Origin of the sequence: Mesorhizobium sp. M7A.F.Ca.US.002.01.1.1, from assembly GCF_004022955.1 — a bacterium.
GTDB classification, from domain to species: domain Bacteria; phylum Pseudomonadota; class Alphaproteobacteria; order Rhizobiales; family Rhizobiaceae; genus Mesorhizobium; species Mesorhizobium ciceri.
In genome coordinates, this window is sequence record NZ_RZQE01000107.1 from 1 (window position 1) to 15100 (window position 15100).

16 protein-coding genes are annotated in these 15100 nt (G+C 61.9%); 5 read left to right on the top strand and 11 right to left on the bottom strand.

Features of this window, described 5'->3' with window-relative positions; all coding sequences use genetic code 11:
• Positions 1 to 179: 179 nt before the first annotated feature.
• The 4 genes from EN932_RS13435 to EN932_RS13450 are packed head-to-tail and all read right to left on the bottom strand — an operon-like array spanning position 180 to position 2472.
• Complete coding sequence (locus tag EN932_RS13435) at positions 180 to 1583, bottom strand: amino acid permease (RefSeq protein WP_024502594.1); 1404 nt, start codon at positions 1581 to 1583, stop codon at positions 180 to 182.
• Between the two features lie 14 nt (positions 1584 to 1597).
• Entirely contained in the window at positions 1598 to 1759 is a 162-nt protein-coding gene (locus EN932_RS13440; protein WP_013532900.1) for a hypothetical protein, read from the bottom strand.
• Between the two features lie 35 nt (positions 1760 to 1794).
• The gene (locus tag EN932_RS13445; protein WP_013532899.1) at positions 1795 to 2172 is read right to left on the bottom strand and encodes a hypothetical protein; all 378 of its coding nucleotides are present in this window, start codon (positions 2170 to 2172) and stop codon (positions 1795 to 1797) included.
• Between the two features lie 12 nt (positions 2173 to 2184).
• Positions 2185 to 2472, bottom strand: a complete 288-nt coding sequence (locus EN932_RS13450) for a hypothetical protein (RefSeq protein ID WP_013532898.1) — start codon at positions 2470 to 2472, stop codon at positions 2185 to 2187.
• A 286-nt stretch (positions 2473 to 2758) separates the two neighbouring features.
• Here EN932_RS13450 and EN932_RS13455 point away from each other — a divergent pair, with 286 nt between their 5' ends.
• The 4 genes from EN932_RS13455 (at position 2759) to EN932_RS13470 (ending at position 6643) form a co-directional block, all read left to right on the top strand.
• Entirely contained in the window at positions 2759 to 3892 is a 1134-nt protein-coding gene (locus tag EN932_RS13455; protein WP_027163838.1) for an aminomethyltransferase family protein, read from the top strand.
• A 142-nt stretch (positions 3893 to 4034) separates the two neighbouring features.
• The gene (locus EN932_RS13460; RefSeq protein WP_063171623.1) at positions 4035 to 4631 is read left to right on the top strand and encodes a dimethylamine monooxygenase subunit DmmA family protein; all 597 of its coding nucleotides are present in this window, start codon (positions 4035 to 4037) and stop codon (positions 4629 to 4631) included.
• On the top strand, positions 4628 to 5593 hold the full coding sequence (locus tag EN932_RS13465) for a PDR/VanB family oxidoreductase (RefSeq protein WP_063167620.1): 966 nt from the start codon (positions 4628 to 4630) through the stop codon (positions 5591 to 5593). Before EN932_RS13460 ends, EN932_RS13465 begins: the two co-directional genes overlap by 4 nt.
• A gap of 9 nt (positions 5594 to 5602) precedes the next feature.
• Positions 5603 to 6643, top strand: a complete 1041-nt coding sequence (locus tag EN932_RS13470) for a DUF3445 domain-containing protein (protein WP_024502597.1) — start codon at positions 5603 to 5605, stop codon at positions 6641 to 6643.
• Positions 6644 to 6695: 52 nt separating this feature from the next.
• On the opposite strand, the gene EN932_RS13475 is transcribed toward EN932_RS13470, so the two are convergent.
• Positions 6696 to 7412 carry an XRE family transcriptional regulator gene (locus EN932_RS13475; RefSeq protein ID WP_013532893.1) on the bottom strand — a complete coding sequence of 239 codons (717 nt, stop codon included), beginning with the start codon at positions 7410 to 7412 and terminating at the stop codon, positions 6696 to 6698.
• A gap of 318 nt (positions 7413 to 7730) precedes the next feature.
• Between EN932_RS13475 and EN932_RS13480 the strand changes: the two genes are divergently transcribed.
• A complete protein-coding gene (locus EN932_RS13480) occupies positions 7731 to 9089 on the top strand; it encodes an NAD(P)/FAD-dependent oxidoreductase (protein ID WP_127369003.1) in 1359 nt (452 codons plus the stop codon).
• A 15-nt stretch (positions 9090 to 9104) separates the two neighbouring features.
• On the opposite strand, the gene EN932_RS13485 is transcribed toward EN932_RS13480, so the two are convergent.
• The 6 genes from EN932_RS13485 to EN932_RS13510 all read right to left on the bottom strand — a co-directional run.
• Positions 9105 to 9482 carry a GFA family protein gene (locus EN932_RS13485; RefSeq protein ID WP_013532891.1) on the bottom strand — a complete coding sequence of 126 codons (378 nt, stop codon included), beginning with the start codon at positions 9480 to 9482 and terminating at the stop codon, positions 9105 to 9107.
• A gap of 29 nt (positions 9483 to 9511) precedes the next feature.
• A complete protein-coding gene (locus EN932_RS13490; RefSeq protein WP_127369002.1) occupies positions 9512 to 11494 on the bottom strand; it encodes an ABC transporter permease subunit in 1983 nt (660 codons plus the stop codon).
• Positions 11491 to 12576, bottom strand: a complete 1086-nt coding sequence (locus EN932_RS13495; protein ID WP_127369001.1) for a glycine betaine/L-proline ABC transporter ATP-binding protein — start codon at positions 12574 to 12576, stop codon at positions 11491 to 11493. Before EN932_RS13495 ends, EN932_RS13490 begins: the two co-directional genes overlap by 4 nt.
• Before the next feature lie 77 nt (positions 12577 to 12653).
• Positions 12654 to 13628, bottom strand: a complete 975-nt coding sequence (locus EN932_RS13500; RefSeq protein WP_064995094.1) for an ABC transporter substrate-binding protein — start codon at positions 13626 to 13628, stop codon at positions 12654 to 12656.
• Positions 13629 to 14047: 419 nt separating this feature from the next.
• Positions 14048 to 14812 (bottom strand): SDR family oxidoreductase, encoded by a 765-nt coding sequence (locus EN932_RS13505; RefSeq protein WP_013532887.1) that lies wholly within the window; start codon positions 14810 to 14812, stop codon positions 14048 to 14050.
• A 79-nt stretch (positions 14813 to 14891) separates the two neighbouring features.
• Positions 14892 to 15100, bottom strand: a 209-nt coding sequence (locus EN932_RS13510; protein WP_128368865.1) for a DUF427 domain-containing protein, incomplete at its 5' end; no start/stop codon positions are given.

Genomic DNA, 15100 nt, shown 5'->3' on the forward strand with positions numbered 1-15100 from the left:
GTGCGGATGCGGTCCTGCTCGACGGCGAGCGCCATCGATGCCCTGCTGCGGCTGGCACGCGCTTGCCAGGCAAGGTGGAGAACGACAACCAGGACAATGGCCCCGGCCAGCAGTGCTGATGTCAGATCGGACATTTTCTCATGCCAGGCCCGCCCGGGATCCGGACGGGCCTACTCCCATCAATAACCCTGCGGCTTTGGCCACGGCATGGTGAACTGGTCGCCGCGCCGCACGAATTTGTAACGGTAGAAGTGGAACCACAGCGAGATCAGGAAGTAGAAGGCGACCATGGCGATCAGCTGCGAGCCGAAGCCGAGGAAGATGGCGAAGAAGGTCACCACGCACAGGCAGAACAGCACCATGGCCGGGATCGGATGGAAGGGGTGGGTGTAGCCTCGGCGGATCGAGCCCAGCGGCCACTTCTTGCGGAACATGATGATGTTGATGCTCATGAACGTGTATTGCAGCACCCCCGACAGGATCGAAAAGGTGATCGCCTGGTTGAGGTCGGCGATGAAGGCGAAGGCCAGCGCGATCGGCAGCAGGAACAGGATCGAGCGATAGGGCGTGCGATATTTCGGATGCACGGCCGAGAACCATGTCGGCAGATAGCGGTCGCGGCCGAGCGAGAACCAGGCGCGCGCCGCATCGTTGATGCAGCCATTGGCCGACGCCAGCGCGGCGAGCAGCGTGGCGACGAACAACAGGTTCTCGAGCAGCGGGCTGCCGGTCAGCTTGCCGGCGTCCCACAGTGGATAGTAGGTGATGCCGAGATATTCCCAGGGCATCAGGGAGGCGCAGACATACCAGGTCATGGCCGCCGCGATCAAAAGCGTGATCATGCCGGCCATGGTGCCGTAAGGCAGCGAGCGCGCCGGGGAGCGCACTTCCTCGGCGGCCTGTGTGGTGCCTTCGATGCCGAGATAGTACCATATGCCGAACTGGAAGGCGGCGATGACGCCGATCCAGCCATAGGGAAGCGCATTGCCAGGGGTGACCAGTTCGTTCAGCTTCAGCACCGCGCCTTGCGTCCACGGGCTGACCGAGAAGAACAGGATGACGATCGAGATATAGGCGATCGCGGTGATGACGAAGTTGACGTTGAGCGTCATCAGCACGCCGCGATAGTTCAGCCACGCCAGCACGACGATGGTCGCGGCGATGAAGGAATTGTGGGTGAGCCCTTCGACGCCGGCCTTGGCGACGATGGTGTCGCCGAGCAGGATGGCGTCGGACACTTCGAGCATCGTGTAGGCAAAGACCAGGAACAGCGCGACGTTGAACGCCATCAGCGGTCCGACGATGTGCTTTGCCTGCGCATACTGGCCGCCGGCGGCGGCCACGGTCGATGTCACCTCGGAATCGATCATCGCGACCGAGGTGTAGAGCAATCCGACGACCCAGCAGACGATGAGCGCGGCCAGCGCGCCACCCTTGTCCGCCGAGAAATTCCAGCCGGTGAATTCGCCGACCAGGACGATGCCGACGCCGAGCGCCCAGACATGGGCCGGTCCGAGCACGCGCAGAAGTGAAACTCTGTCCCCTTGGACAGCCGGGGCAGCCGGTTCAAGTGCGATCGTCATTGTTCAATCCTCACTCAGATCCGGTGTTTTTCGGAAGTGGCTTCCAGTTCGCCTTCGCGCGACGAGGTCAGCACCTCTTCGGAGAAGGTCGTGTCGACCTTGAACCAGTCGTAAAGCATCCACAAAGCGAGCACGATCGAGATGCCCCAGCATGCGTAAGAGAGTGCCACCCACATGATCGTGTCCCCGAATTAAATCGTCCTCAGAACTCTTACTTGTCGTCGAATTTTTCGTTGATGACGTCGCGATATTCGCGGTCGGATGCGCGAAACAGGAAGACGAAATAGCCTATCAGCACCGCAGCCATTATGATCAGCGTCGGCCAGTCGATGACATAATGGAAGCGGTTCTGGATGATGTCGTGCGCGGTCTCGGGCGTGTAGCCGAGCTTTTCCCAGATCGAGGCCATGGTCGGGTTCTGGCCGAGCGCTTCCCACGTCTTGGCGTCGAGCGCGTCGATGGATTTCGCCGCACCGGCGAGGCCCAGTTTCAGCGGCAGCCACAGCGCCACGAAAATGGCGACGACGACGACGGCGATGTCGAAAACCTGCCCGGCCTTGCTCTGCTCCGGCGGCGTGTAGCGGGACATCTCTTCTACCCCTCAGGACTTGCGGTTGCGGAATGCGTCGGCGTTCTTGATATCGAGCCCGTAGATGAATTCCTTGTCTTCCTTGTAGTGCTTGACCATCGCCAGGATGGCGGCCGTGTTGAAGATCAGCACGGCGGCGGCGGCGATCGCGACCACGGCCTTGATGCCGCTGTGCGGGATGTAGGGCCATGTCATGAGCAGGACGAAGAGGATCGTTGCCCACAGGCAGACGATCAGGAGCGCGGATCCGCGCACGTCGGAACGGTACAGCGCTTCGATGCGCTGTTGCATGTCTGACATCGGTTTTCCCCTTTTTCCAACGCCAGGCCCCGAATTGGCCGGCCGCTGCCCTCTTTCAAGAGAGTGAAATTTTTTTCATAAATTCAATCCGAATCCCGCAATTGTCAAGCGCGATTTACGTGAGGTTAACTGTTTGCTTTGTGCGGTGGATTTTGCCTGACAATGAAATTAATTGCTTATGGGTATTGCGGCGTCCTGGCGTTTGCGATCAATATTCGGTCAAAGCTCCCGCCACTGCGCAGGGGGCAGGGAACAGCAGAGCATTATCCAAACGGAGGACGAGCGGATGACGGCATCCTGGAGATTTTCGACCCTGGCGGATCGCCACCGAGCGCTCGGTTCGAAGCTCGAAGACTGGAGCGGCATGGGAACCGCCTGGACCTACGACAAGGATGCCGACGAGGAGTACATCGCCATCCGCACCAAGGCTGGCCTGATGGATGTCTCCGGCCTCAAGAAGGTGCACATCACCGGGCCGCATGCTTCACACCTGATCGACCTGGCGACGACGCGCGACGTCGAAAAGATCTACCCCGGCAAGTCGGCCTATGCCTGCATGCTGAACGAGGCGGGAAAATTCACCGACGATTGCATCCTCTACCGCACCGGCCCCAATGCCTGGATGGTCGTGCATGGTTCGGGCACCGGTCATGAGGAGTTGCAGCGGGCGGCTATGGGCCGCGACGTGTCGCTGCGCTTCGACGACAATCTGCACGATCTTTCGCTGCAGGGGCCAACCGCCGTCGACTATCTGGCCAAGCATGTGCCGGGCATTCGCGACCTCAACTATTTCCATCATATGCAGACGCAACTGTTCGGTTTGCCCGTCATGATCTCGCGCACCGGCTACACCGGCGAGCGCGGCTACGAGATCTTCTGCCGCGGCCAGGATGCCGGCACGATCTGGGACAGGATCCTCGACGAGGGCAAGAGCGCCGGCATCATTCCGTGCCGCTTCACCACCCTCGACATGCTGCGGGTGGAAAGCTATTTGCTGTTCTACCCCTACGACAATTCGCAGAAATATCCGTTCGAGAACGAAGGACCCGGCGACACGCTGTGGGAGCTCGGCCTCGACTTCACCGTCAGCCCCGGAAAGACCGGCTTCCGCGGCGCCGAGGAGCATTATCGCCTCAAGGGTAAGGAGCGCTTCAAGATCTACGGCGTTCTGCTCGACGGCAAGGAGCCGGCCGATGAGGGTGCGCCGGTCTATCGCGACGGCAAGAAGGTGGGCGTGGTAACCTGCGCCATGTATTCGCCGCTGGTCGAGAAATCGATGGGCATCGCCCGCCTCGACGTCGACTGCGCGGTCAAGGACACCAAGCTCGAAATCCGCAACAGGAGCGGCGCCATCAAGGCCACCGCCCAGCCATTGCCATTCGACGATCCCAAGAAGACCAAGCGCACGGCGAAAGGTTGAGGCATAATCAACAGCGAGGGGTTCGAGCAGTTCCAGGAAAAGTGTGAAACGGTTTTCCGTCCGGAATTGCGTCAAAGCAAAGAGATAGAGCGGTCCGCCGTTTCTATGAAACGGTGAAGCGCTCGAAGGCACGAAGACTTAAATGGCAGCCAAAAGCATCATCAGCCGGCCTGTTTACGGAACCTTGTCTCCGCAGCCCGGCAAGCATCATCTTTTTATCGCGGATGCGGAAGGGGCGCTGGCGATAGCGGAGATGGCCGGGAGGGCGCCGCCCGGGTTTTTCGACGACGCCGAAATCGTCTTCATTCCCGGGCCTGACGGCAAACACACCGCAGCCCTCGAAGCGCTGAGACCGGCGCAGTTTCATCTGTCGCCATCCTTCGCCAGCCTGCTGCCACGGCTTAGGCAGACACTGACCAATGCGCATATGGGCCTGCGCCTCTATCTCGCCGGCACTGAGGGCCTGATCGGCCAGGCGATGCAGGTGGCGCTTGAAGCCGGCATCGACCACACTTCGATCCAGACCGAGCACCGCGGTTCGCTGGCGCGGCGCATGCAATGCGTCCACTGCAAGGGCATCACCGAGAATGTGACGACGCAGCCGGCGACCTGCGCGCATTGCGGCCTGCTGCTTCTGGTGCGCGATCATTATTCCAGGCGCATCGCGGCGTTCCAGGGCGTCTGCATCAACGCCGAGGATCGCAGCGAGATTCCTCCGATGGAGGAGGTTTTCCGATGAGCGCCGGAACAACAAAACTCGATGTCGTGGTCAGCGACGTCGTCCCGGTCAACGACCTCGTCACCCGCTTCCATTTCCGCCGGCGCGACGGCGAGTTGCTGCCGACCTTTTCCGGCGGCGCCCATGTCGTGGTCGAGATGCGCGACGGCGAACGCACCAGGCTCAACCCCTATTCGCTGATGGGCTCGCCGCTCGACACGCGCGAATACACGATCTCGGTGCGCCGCGACGATGTCGGCCGCGGCGGCTCGCTGTTCATGCACCGGAACGTCAAGCCCGGCATGGAGATGGTGGTCAGCTATCCCGTCAATCTGTTCTCGCTCGACCTGCGCGCCAAAAAGCATCTGATGCTGGCCGGCGGCATCGGCATCACGCCGTTCATGGCGCAGACCGCTCAGCTTGCGGCGGAAGGCGGCAATTTCGAACTGCACTACACCTGCCGCACCGCATCGCTCGGCACCTACGCCGATGTGCTGCGCGAGCGCTACGACCGACGGGTCAGGCTCTATCATGACGACCTTGACGAGCGCATCGAACTCGACCGGCTGCTGTCGACGCAGCCGCTCGGCACGCATCTCTATGTCTGCGGCCCGGCCGGCATGATCAACTGGGTGCGTGATCGCGCGGCAAGCCTCGGTTGGCCATCGGAAACTGTGCATTTCGAGCATTTCGCGGCCCCCCAGCCTGGCCTGCCTTTCGACGTGACGCTTGCCGTCAGCGGCAAGACGATCCGCGTCGATGAGCAGCAGAGCCTGCTGGAAGCGATCGAAGCGGCCGGCGTCGATCCGCCCTATCTCTGCCGCGGCGGCGTCTGCGGCCAGTGCGAAACCAACGTCATCTCTTGCGACGGCAAGTTCATCCACAACGACCACTGGCTGAGCGAGGAAGAGCACCGTTCGGGCAAGAAGATCATGCCGTGCGTGTCGCGCTTCGAGGGCCGGTCGCTGGTCCTGGAGCGCTAGGAGGAAATCATGGGCATCACCTTTCGCAAGGAAACGTTCCGCGACGACTTCACCTTCAGGAACAGCCCTGAGCACATCAGGCGCTTCCCGTTCCCTTTCCACGAAGACGCCTACATGTATGCGGTCAACATCGAGCCGCATGTCGTTGGGCCGAAAGGCAGCGTGCTGGAAAACCTGATCGACGTCGACGAGCACTATGTCGCCGAGATGCAGGACCGCGCGCTGGTGCTGGCCGAGGACCCGCTGCGCTGCCAGTCGCTGCCGCACATGACGCTGGCCGGTTGGGACTTGCTGGAACTGCTGATGGAGCAGCAGGCGCTGGGCTATCCCGAGCATTTCACGCTGACCCGCGACGGCGACCGCTGGCGCTGGATCAACCGGCCGCTCGGCATCGACGACACCTTCACCTTCGGCGACACCTCGACGCTGCCTTACGGCCCGATGGAGTACATCACCCGCCAGAGCCAGGGCGACTTCTGCATCCTCGACCAGCGCGACGGCAATCTGTGGATGGATGCCGGCATGGTCACCACCCAAGCCGACTGGTCGCTCGATTTCGACATCGGCATGAACTTTTTCGAATGGCACGCGCCGGTGCCGCTGGCGCATGAGAAGGGGATTTTTGTCAGGGCGCTGAAATTCCTCACCAACATCCAGCAAGGCAAGCCGGCCAGGCGCCTGAACTGGACGATGACCATCAATCCGCGCCTCGACACCAGCCCCGAAAACTATCACAAATGGGGTCCGGACCGGGCTACGGTGACGCCGGAAAATGTCGGCGACAAAGTGCATCTGCGCGTCGAGCTGCAGAGTTTTTGGCGCCTGCCGCGCTCGAACGGCATCGTCTTTCCGATCCGCTGCTATCTGATCAAGATGGATGAGCTGGTGACGCAACCAAAATGGGCCCGGCGCCTGCACCGCGTCATCCGCGACCTGCCCGACGAACTCGCCAACTACAAGGGCCTGACCCGGTATAGGTCAACGTTGGTCGAGTGGCTGTCGAAGCTCGACGACGGCAGCCCGACGAGCCCTGGGTTCGGACCGGATTGAGCGACGCCCGCGAAGCTGCCGATCTCCCCCTCGTGGGGAGATCGAGTCCCGCTCAACCCGCGCTCTGCGGATAGCAGATAATCGACAAATACCGCATCGGCAGTTTCGTCAGCTGTTCCGGCCCGTGCGGCGCGTCGGCGTCGAAGAACAGGCTGTCGCCGGGCTTCATCGGGTAGAGATTGCTGCCGTGCCGGTAAACGACCTCGCCCTCGAGCATATAGAGGAACTCCATGCCCTCATGCTGGAAGGTCGGAAACACGTCGGAATCCTCGGTCAGCGTGATCAAATAGGGCTCGACGACGACGCCGCTGGTATTGGAGCCGATATGGCCGAGCAGATTGTACTGGTGACCGGCGCGCGTGCCGCGGCGCTCGACATCGAGGCCTTGGCCGGCCTTGACGAAAACGGCGCTGCGCTCTTCCTCGAACCGGCGGAAGAAGGCGGTGACCGGGACGCCGAGCGCCCGCGACAGCGCCTGCAAGGTGGTCAGTGACGGCGAGGTGATGCCATTCTCGATCTTCGACAGCATGCCCAGCGAAATGTCGGTGGCGACCGCCAGATCGGCGACGGTGATGCCGAGCTTCTTGCGGAAGGCGCGCACCTCGCGGCCGATCGCCACCTCCAGCACCTTTTCGCGCGTGTCGCGAATGGCATGCGGGTTCTGCGTCAGCGGCGCGCGGATGGTTTTCCCGTCGGCCGAGACCTTTGGCTGCGGCTTGGCCTTTGCACCGGCTGGACCAGCCTTGGAATCGGAAACCTTCTTCGCCATGTCGCCCCCGGCACTCCTGCGGATTTATTTCACTCTAGGTGAACATGTCAGGTGCCGATACAGCAGCGCAACTGCGACGGCAAGTCGCCTGAAAGCGCATGCGCACGATCCGGCGTTTGGCCGCGTCCGGTTTTTTGCGGGAAATCCACATCGGCGGAACGTTGTTTCCGCACCGGGCTGTTGACAGCACGAAAGGGCCAATTACTGTCCCTGTGAGTGAAATTTGTTTCGTAAGAGCAATTCCGGAAAAAGCGCATAGCGCTTTCCCCTTGGGAGTTGCGTCAAGGCAAAAGTCGAAACCAGATCGGGAGGCCTGCCATGAAAAGTCGCGTTGCCGTCGTCGGAGCCGGCCCATCCGGCCTGGCACAGCTCAGGGCCTTCAAATCGGCGGCCGACAAGGGCGCCGACATTCCCGAGATCGTCTGCTTCGAAAAGCAGTCGGACTGGGGCGGCCTGTGGAACTACACCTGGCGCACCGGTCTCGACGAGCATGGCGATCCGGTGCACGGTTCCATGTATCGCTATCTCTGGTCGAACGGACCAAAGGAATGCCTGGAATTCGCCGACTATACTTTCGAGGAGCACTTCGGCCGGCCGATCGGCTCCTATCCGCCGCGCGCCGTGCTGTGGGACTACATCAAGGGGCGCGTCGAGAAATCAGGCCTGCGCAAATGGGTGCGCTTCAACAGCCCGGTGCGCATGGTGACGTTTTCGGACGAGACGAAGAAATTCACCGTCACCGCGCATGACCGCACCAACGACGTCACCTACTCGGAAGAGTTCGACAATGTCGTCGTCGCCTCCGGGCATTTCTCGGTACCCAACGTGCCCTATTTCGAGGGTTTCTCCACCTTCAATGGCCGCATCCTGCACAGCCATGATTTCCGCGACGCGATGGAGTTCAAGGGCAAGGATATCCTGATCATCGGCCGCTCCTATTCGGCCGAGGACATCGGCTCGCAATGCTACAAATACGGCGCCAAATCCATCACCTCCAGCTACCGCTCGAAGCCGATGGGTTTCAAATGGCCGGAGAATTGGAAAGAGGTGCCGCTGCTGCAGAAGGTCGTCGGCAAAACCGCGCATTTCAAGGATGGCACGACCAAGGATGTCGACGCCATCATCCTGTGCACCGGGTACCTGCATTCCTTCCCCTTCCTGACCGACGATCTGAAGCTCAAGACAGCCAACCGCATGTGGCCGCTCGATCTCTATGAAGGCGTCGTCTGGGAGAAGAACCCACAGCTTTCCTATATCGGCATGCAGGATCAGTTCTACACCTTCAATATGTTCGACGCGCAGGCCTGGTTTGCCCGCGACGTCATCATGGGCCGCATCAAGCTGCCCTCGGCCGAGGCGATGGCCGCTCACGGCGCGAAGTGGCGCGCGCGTGAGGAAACGCTGGAAGACGCCGAGCAGATGATCTGGTTCCAGGGCGACTACACCAAGGAATTGATGGACCAGACCGATTATCCCGGTTTCGACGTCGAGGCGGTCAACCAGACCTTCATGGAATGGGAACACCACAAGGGCGAAGACATTATGAGCTTCCGCGACCACGCCTACCGCTCGCTGATGACCGGCACCATGGCGCCGCTGCATCATACGCCGTGGCTGCAGGCGCTGGATGATTCGATGGAGAGCTATCTCGAGGTGAAGGGCGTCGCGGCGGAATAACGAGTGGGCTTGCCGTCAGGCCGGCGCCTCGACCCAGCCGTGGCGACTCTCGCCATAAACAGACTGCGTCGGCGCCGGAAATGCCGGGTCTCCGAAGCAGCCGACTGCGACGGCTACCGCCGCCGGTTTTCGTGACGGATACCAGAAGACCGTTGAGCCGCACGTTCCGCAGAAATGGAAGGTGACGGGAAAGCCGCTGTCGGAATCGCGTTGGAATGTCTGGAATGAGCCGCTGATCTCGGTCTCGGCGGCATCGAAGAAAGCGGCGATCCCGAACGGACTGCCGGTCCGCCGCTGACAGTCCAGGCAATGGCAAAGCGAGACCTTGGCCGGCTCTTGCGGGCAGCGGATCTGCAATTGGCCGCAGGTGCAGTGAGCGATCCGGCCGGTCATCATTCTCTCCTGTATCGGGGCGGCTAATCCTAACCCAGCCTTGCGCGCGCCTTCGCCGTCCAGGCGCTGAACAGCCGGTCGGCGACGATGCCGATGAAGGCGATGGCGAGACCCGCGACGATGCCGCGGCCGGAATCGGCCTTGGACAGCGCGATGAACACTTCCTGGCCGAGATCGCGGGTGCCGACCATGGCGCAGATGATGATCATTGCCAGCGCCATCAGGATCGTCTGGTTGACGCCCAGCATGATTTCCGGCAGCGCCAGCGGCAGTTGCACGCGAAAGAAGGTCTGGCGCGGCGTGCAGCCCGACACCTTGGCCGCCTCGATCAGCGCCGGCGGCACCTGCCTGATGCCGTGATTGGTGTAGCGGATCGCCGGCACCACGGCGAAGGCGATCGTCGCGATCATGGCGGTGACGTCGCCGACCCGAAACAGCATCACCACCGGGATGATGAAGCAGAAGGATGGCAGCACCTGCAGCGTATCGATGACCGGCGTGACGATCTTCTCGAACCGGTCGCTGCGTGAAGCCATCAGCCCGATCGGGATGCCGATCAGGCAGGCGATCAAGGCCGAGATACCGCAGAGATAGACCGTCGCCATGGTCTTTTCCCACAGGCCGGTGATGGCGCAGAAGGCGGTCAGCGCGGCGACGAGGACGGCGAGACGCAGGCCGGAGAGTTGATAGCCTGCAAGGCCGAGCAGGAAGACGGCGCCGAGCCACGGAAAGCCCTCGCAAAAGGCGCGCAGCGGGTTTAGCAGATTGAGTATGAGCGCCACGCGAAATGCTTCGATCGTGTCGAAGAAATTGATGGTCACCCAGTTCACCGCCGCCTTCCACAGCGGCGCCGTGGTGAAAGTGATCGCTTTCGGCACCACTGCCAAGGCCGGCACGAACAGGCCGAGCAGTGTTGTCACGACAAGGATGGCGATGGCCAGCGTCAGGTTGGGGTAGCGCCACCAGAGGCTCGGGCTTACCTCCTGATGGACATGGCCCTTTGCTTGGCTGTGCGCGATGGCTTGGCTCAGCCGGTCGAGTGCGATGGCGAGTGCCACAATGGCAAGGCCGGCTTCCATCGCCTCGCCGACCTTCAGCGCGCGCAGCGCCAGGAGCACGTCGTAGCCGAGGCCGCCGGCACCGATCATCGAAGCGATGATCACCATGTTCAGCGCCAGCATGATGACCTGGTTGACGCCGACCATCAATGTCGGCCGCGCCGACGGCAGCAGCACCCGCCACAGTTTCTGCTGCGCCGTGCAGCCGGCCATTTCGCTGAAATCGTCGATCTCCGACGGCACCCGCGATAGGCCGAGCATCGTTGCTCGCACCATCGGCGGGGTGGCGAAGATGGCGGTCGCAATCATCGCCGAGACCGGGCTGTTGCCGAACAGCAGCAGCATTGGGATGAGATAGGCGAAGGTCGGGATCGTCTGCATCAGGTCGAGGGCAGGGGAGACGATGAGCCTTTCGGCCCACGGCTTGCGCCACGCCCAGATGCCGGCGAACAGCCCGGTGACGATGCAGAACGGCACGGCGATGGAGATCAGCCCAAGCGTCAGCATGGCGCTGGTCCATTGGCCGAACAGCGCGATGTAGAGGAAGCAGCCGCCGACCAGCAGGCCGAGTTTTCTGCCGCCGGCTGCATGCCCCGCGATGAAGGCGGCAGCACAGACGCCGACCCAGGACAGCCGCGGCAGGACATAGGCGTCCGCGCCGTGACCGATCTTGAAATTCTTGGCCAGCAGATTGAGCGCGAAATCGAGCGGAACGCCGAGCACAGCGGTGATCGAGCGGGTCAACCAGGACAGGTTCGACTTGATCCAGCGCATCAGCGCGCTGATCCAATCGGCGACCGGCACGACGGCGCTGGCCGGATAATTGACCGTCCAGGACAGGCGGTCTTGCAACAGGAACACGACAAGCACGGCCGCGAGTGCCACCGCCCAGACGAACAGCCAGACCTGAACCGGGCGCGACCGCGTTTCGCCGGCGCTTGCCGTCACCGTCATGTGCCGCCTCCGGAACGCTCAATGCCGGCCAGCAGATCGATCACCGCTTGCGGCGTCACCTCGCCGATCGGCTTGCCGGTGCCGTTGACGACCGCGAACGGCTTGTTGGCGGCAACGATGCTGGCGGAAAAGCTGGATATCTTGGTCTCCGGCGCCACCGTTCCGCCATGCTCCGAGCCGTCGCAGGCCTGCATCAGGCTGCGTGCCGAGATCACCTTGGCGCGGTCGACGTCGCGGGTGAACTCGGCGACGTAGTCGGTCGCCGGATTGACCACCAGTTCCTCCGGCGTGCCGATCTGGATGACCTCGCCATCCTTCATGATGGCGATGCGGTCGGCCAGCCGGATGGCCTCGTCGAAATCATGGGTGATGAAGACGATGGTCTTGTGCAGCATCATCTGCAGCCGCATCAGCTCGTCCTGCATCTCGCGGCGGATCAGCGGATCGAGCGCCGAGAACGGCTCGTCGAGGAACCAGATTTCCGGTTTTGTCGCCAGGCTGCGGGCGATGCCGACACGCTGCTGCTGACCGCCGGACAGTTCGCGCGGATAGAAATGCTCGCGACCCCTTAAGCCGACAAGCTCGATGACCTCGCGCGCCCTTGCTTCGCGTGTCGCCCGGTCCTGCCCCTGGATGCTGAGTGGGAAGGCGATGTTCTCCAGCACGTTGAGATGCGGCAACAGCGCAAAATTTTGGAACACCATGCCCATGCGGTGTCGTCGCAATTCGATGAGTGCTGCATCGGAGATTTTCAGCAGGTCATTGCCCTCGAATTCGACCTTGCCGTGGGTCGGCTCGACCAGCCTCGACATGCAGCGCACCAGCGTCGACTTGCCGGAGCCCGACAGGCCCATGATGATGAAAATCTCGCCCTGGCGGATTTCAAGGTCGACGGCGCGCACCGCGCCGACCAGCCCGGCAGCCGTGACGTCGGCCATGCTGGCCTTGCCGTCACGTTCGCGGATGAAATTGGCCGCGTTCGATCCGAACAATTTCCAGACATTGCGGCAGGCAAGCTTTACCGGACGGGCGTCTTTTGGCGCGCCCGCCGTGTTTGGCTCCTGTTCAGTCCTGTCCGTCATTCGAATGTCCCTCTGGAATATCAACAAGTGAGGCCCGGCTGGTCAGCAGCCGGGTCTCATTTTTCCAGTCGGAACGATCACTGCGCCCAGGCTTTCCAGTCGGCCTCGTGGGCGGCGATCCAGGCAGCTGCGACGTCCTCCGGTGTCTTGCCGCCGAGATCGATCTCGCCGCTCATCTTGTTGAGCTCATCGGTGTCGATCGTGTAGGCCTTGGCCACCTTGTAGGCGACCGGCCATTTGTCCTTCATGCCGGACCAGGAGTATTTCCAGATCTCGCCATGCGGCTTGCCGCAGTCATATTTGGCGTCGGGGTTCACGCCCCATTTCGGGTCGTTGTAGCACTCGGGCGTGTATTCCGGGAATTCAACCCACTCGCCCTTGTATTTGGCCGGCGCCCAATGCGGCGAATAGATCCACAGCATGATCGGCGCCTTGCGCTGATAGGCGGAATCGAGCTCGGCGAACATCGCCGCGTCGGTGCCGGCATGGATGACGGTGAAGGGCAGTTTCAGCGCCTCGACGCGCTCGTCGTCAAAGCCTTCCCAGGTCACCGGGCCGCCGAGATAGCGTCCCTTCGGTGCGGTCTCCGCCGTCGAGAAGGCTTCGGCGCATTTCGGGTCCTTTAGCGCTTCCCAATTGGGCAGGCCCGGGCATTTCTCCTTCATGTATTCTGGAAACCACCACTCTTCCTTGGCCTTGGGTCCGAGCTTGCCCAGCCGTTCGGTCTGGCCGGTCGCATCGGAGGCCTTCATGGCTTCGCCGGCGGTCGTGTCCCAGAACTCCAGGCCGACATCGAGATCGCCATTGGTGAGGCCCGTGGTCAGGCTGGAGAGGTAGTCGGCCGTGGGATACTCGACGGTATAGCCGAGCTTTTCCAGGATACCGCCGAGGATCTTGGCGTTCAGATTGACGCTGGTCCAGTCGAACAGCGCGATCTTGATCGGATCGTTGGATTCTGGTGCGGCGGCTTGGGCGGAAGGTGTCAGTGCACTCGCCGCGGCGAGTGCGAAGGTTCCCATTGTTAAGGTCGAAATCACACTGCGAAGTGACATGCTTGTTCTCCTTCAAGCTGTGAAAATTATCGTTCGTTCCCTTCTTGCGGCTTTTCTTGATTGTGTTGGAAAGGCTGGTCTTTGCGCAAGGCCGTCGGCGCCAGATTGTTGCCCCGGCTTTGGCCGACGCAGGCAAGATGGTGCTCAATTCTAGTGATGATGGAACAGGACTGCAGTGTCGGCGTCATGGTTGCCGACGGATCGCTGCGGGGGCGGTCATCTGCGGATCGATTGCCAGTCTTGCGGCGCCTTGCAAGGTGCGAGCCATCAAGGTCTCATGTTCTCGGCTGTCGACCCGGCAAGCGCCATCTCGCCAAGCCAGTTTCATGGGATGAAATTATATATATCAAGGTTCATGTCGCGCAACGACTAACACCGCGCGAGGCGTATAAATTCAGACTGCAGGCGAAGTTGAACCTCTACCAGCAGACGTAGCCGCCATCGACAATCAGGTCGAGGCCGGTGACGAAGCTCGCTGCGCGGCTGGCCAGGAACACCGTCGGTCCGACCATTTCCTCCGGCGCCGCCATCCGCCCCATCGGCGTGTCGCGCTTGAAGATCTTCACCTCTTCGGCCACCTCAGGCCGCTTGTTCATCGGCGTCAGTGTGTAGCCCGGGCTGACGACATTGACGCGCAGGCCGCGATCGGCCCACTCCATAGCGAGACTCCTGGACATGTGGATGACGGCGGCCTTCGAAGAATTGTAGTGCGCCTGCGTCAGGCCCCGGTTGACGATGGTGCCCGACATCGAGGCGATGTTGATGATCGAGCCCTTGCCTCGCACCAGCATCTTGCGCGCTTCGGCCTGACAGGACAGGAACACGCCGGCGACATTGACCTCGTGCACCTTCTGCCACGTCTCCAGCGGCATCGTCTCGGCGGGTTCGGAGCCGGCAATGCCGGCATTGTTGACCGCAACGGTCAGCGCACCGAGTTCGCTCTCGACTCGATCGATCGCCGCCGCCAGATCGCTCTGCGATGTCACTGTACCGTTCAGCACCAGCGCCTTGCGGCCGAGTGCCGTGATCCGGTGCGCCGTTTCATCCAGCCCACCTTTCGACGCATGACCAAAACAGGCGATGTCGGCGCCTGCCTCGGCCAGCCCGATCGCGATGGCCTGGCCGATGCCGCTGCCGGCGCCGGTGACCAGCGCGACATCGCCATCCAGCTTGAAAAGATCCATCGAGTGTCCTCCCTGTCTCAGGAGGGTATGCGCTGACCCGTGCTTCGATCAAGCGCCCGCGCGCAAGCGGCGTCGATGCCTAGAAATAACCGTTCGACGCGGCCGTGGCTTCCTTCGGGATTTCGACGCCATCGACCAGGATCTTGTCGACCAGCTCGTGGTGGAAACAGACCAGCCCCTTGATGCGCTCCGCCTCGTGCACCGGCTCAGGATAATACCAGACCAGGTTCTCGTGGCGCTTGGCCTTGGTCGTCACGTGATAGTAGTTGGAGATGCCCTTGTAAGGAC

Excerpts from the sequence above, each read along its gene's own strand:
- EN932_RS13435 (WP_024502594.1), bottom strand. The coding sequence starts at position 1,583 with ATGACGATCGCACTTGAACCGGCTGCCCCGGCTGTCCAAGGGGACAGA.
- EN932_RS13440 (WP_013532900.1), bottom strand. The coding sequence starts at position 1,759 with ATGTGGGTGGCACTCTCTTACGCATGCTGGGGCATCTCGATCGTGCTC.
- EN932_RS13445 (WP_013532899.1), bottom strand. The coding sequence starts at position 2,172 with ATGTCCCGCTACACGCCGCCGGAGCAGAGCAAGGCCGGGCAGGTTTTC.
- EN932_RS13450 (WP_013532898.1), bottom strand. The coding sequence starts at position 2,472 with ATGTCAGACATGCAACAGCGCATCGAAGCGCTGTACCGTTCCGACGTG.
- EN932_RS13455 (WP_027163838.1), top strand. The coding sequence starts at position 2,759 with ATGACGGCATCCTGGAGATTTTCGACCCTGGCGGATCGCCACCGAGCG.
- EN932_RS13460 (WP_063171623.1), top strand. The coding sequence starts at position 4,035 with ATGGCAGCCAAAAGCATCATCAGCCGGCCTGTTTACGGAACCTTGTCT.
- EN932_RS13465 (WP_063167620.1), top strand. The coding sequence starts at position 4,628 with ATGAGCGCCGGAACAACAAAACTCGATGTCGTGGTCAGCGACGTCGTC.
- EN932_RS13470 (WP_024502597.1), top strand. The coding sequence starts at position 5,603 with ATGGGCATCACCTTTCGCAAGGAAACGTTCCGCGACGACTTCACCTTC.
- EN932_RS13475 (WP_013532893.1), bottom strand. The coding sequence starts at position 7,412 with ATGGCGAAGAAGGTTTCCGATTCCAAGGCTGGTCCAGCCGGTGCAAAG.
- EN932_RS13480 (WP_127369003.1), top strand. The coding sequence starts at position 7,731 with ATGAAAAGTCGCGTTGCCGTCGTCGGAGCCGGCCCATCCGGCCTGGCA.
- EN932_RS13485 (WP_013532891.1), bottom strand. The coding sequence starts at position 9,482 with ATGACCGGCCGGATCGCTCACTGCACCTGCGGCCAATTGCAGATCCGC.
- EN932_RS13490 (WP_127369002.1), bottom strand. The coding sequence starts at position 11,494 with ATGACGGTGACGGCAAGCGCCGGCGAAACGCGGTCGCGCCCGGTTCAG.
- EN932_RS13495 (WP_127369001.1), bottom strand. The coding sequence starts at position 12,576 with ATGACGGACAGGACTGAACAGGAGCCAAACACGGCGGGCGCGCCAAAA.
- EN932_RS13500 (WP_064995094.1), bottom strand. The coding sequence starts at position 13,628 with ATGTCACTTCGCAGTGTGATTTCGACCTTAACAATGGGAACCTTCGCA.
- EN932_RS13505 (WP_013532887.1), bottom strand. The coding sequence starts at position 14,812 with ATGGATCTTTTCAAGCTGGATGGCGATGTCGCGCTGGTCACCGGCGCC.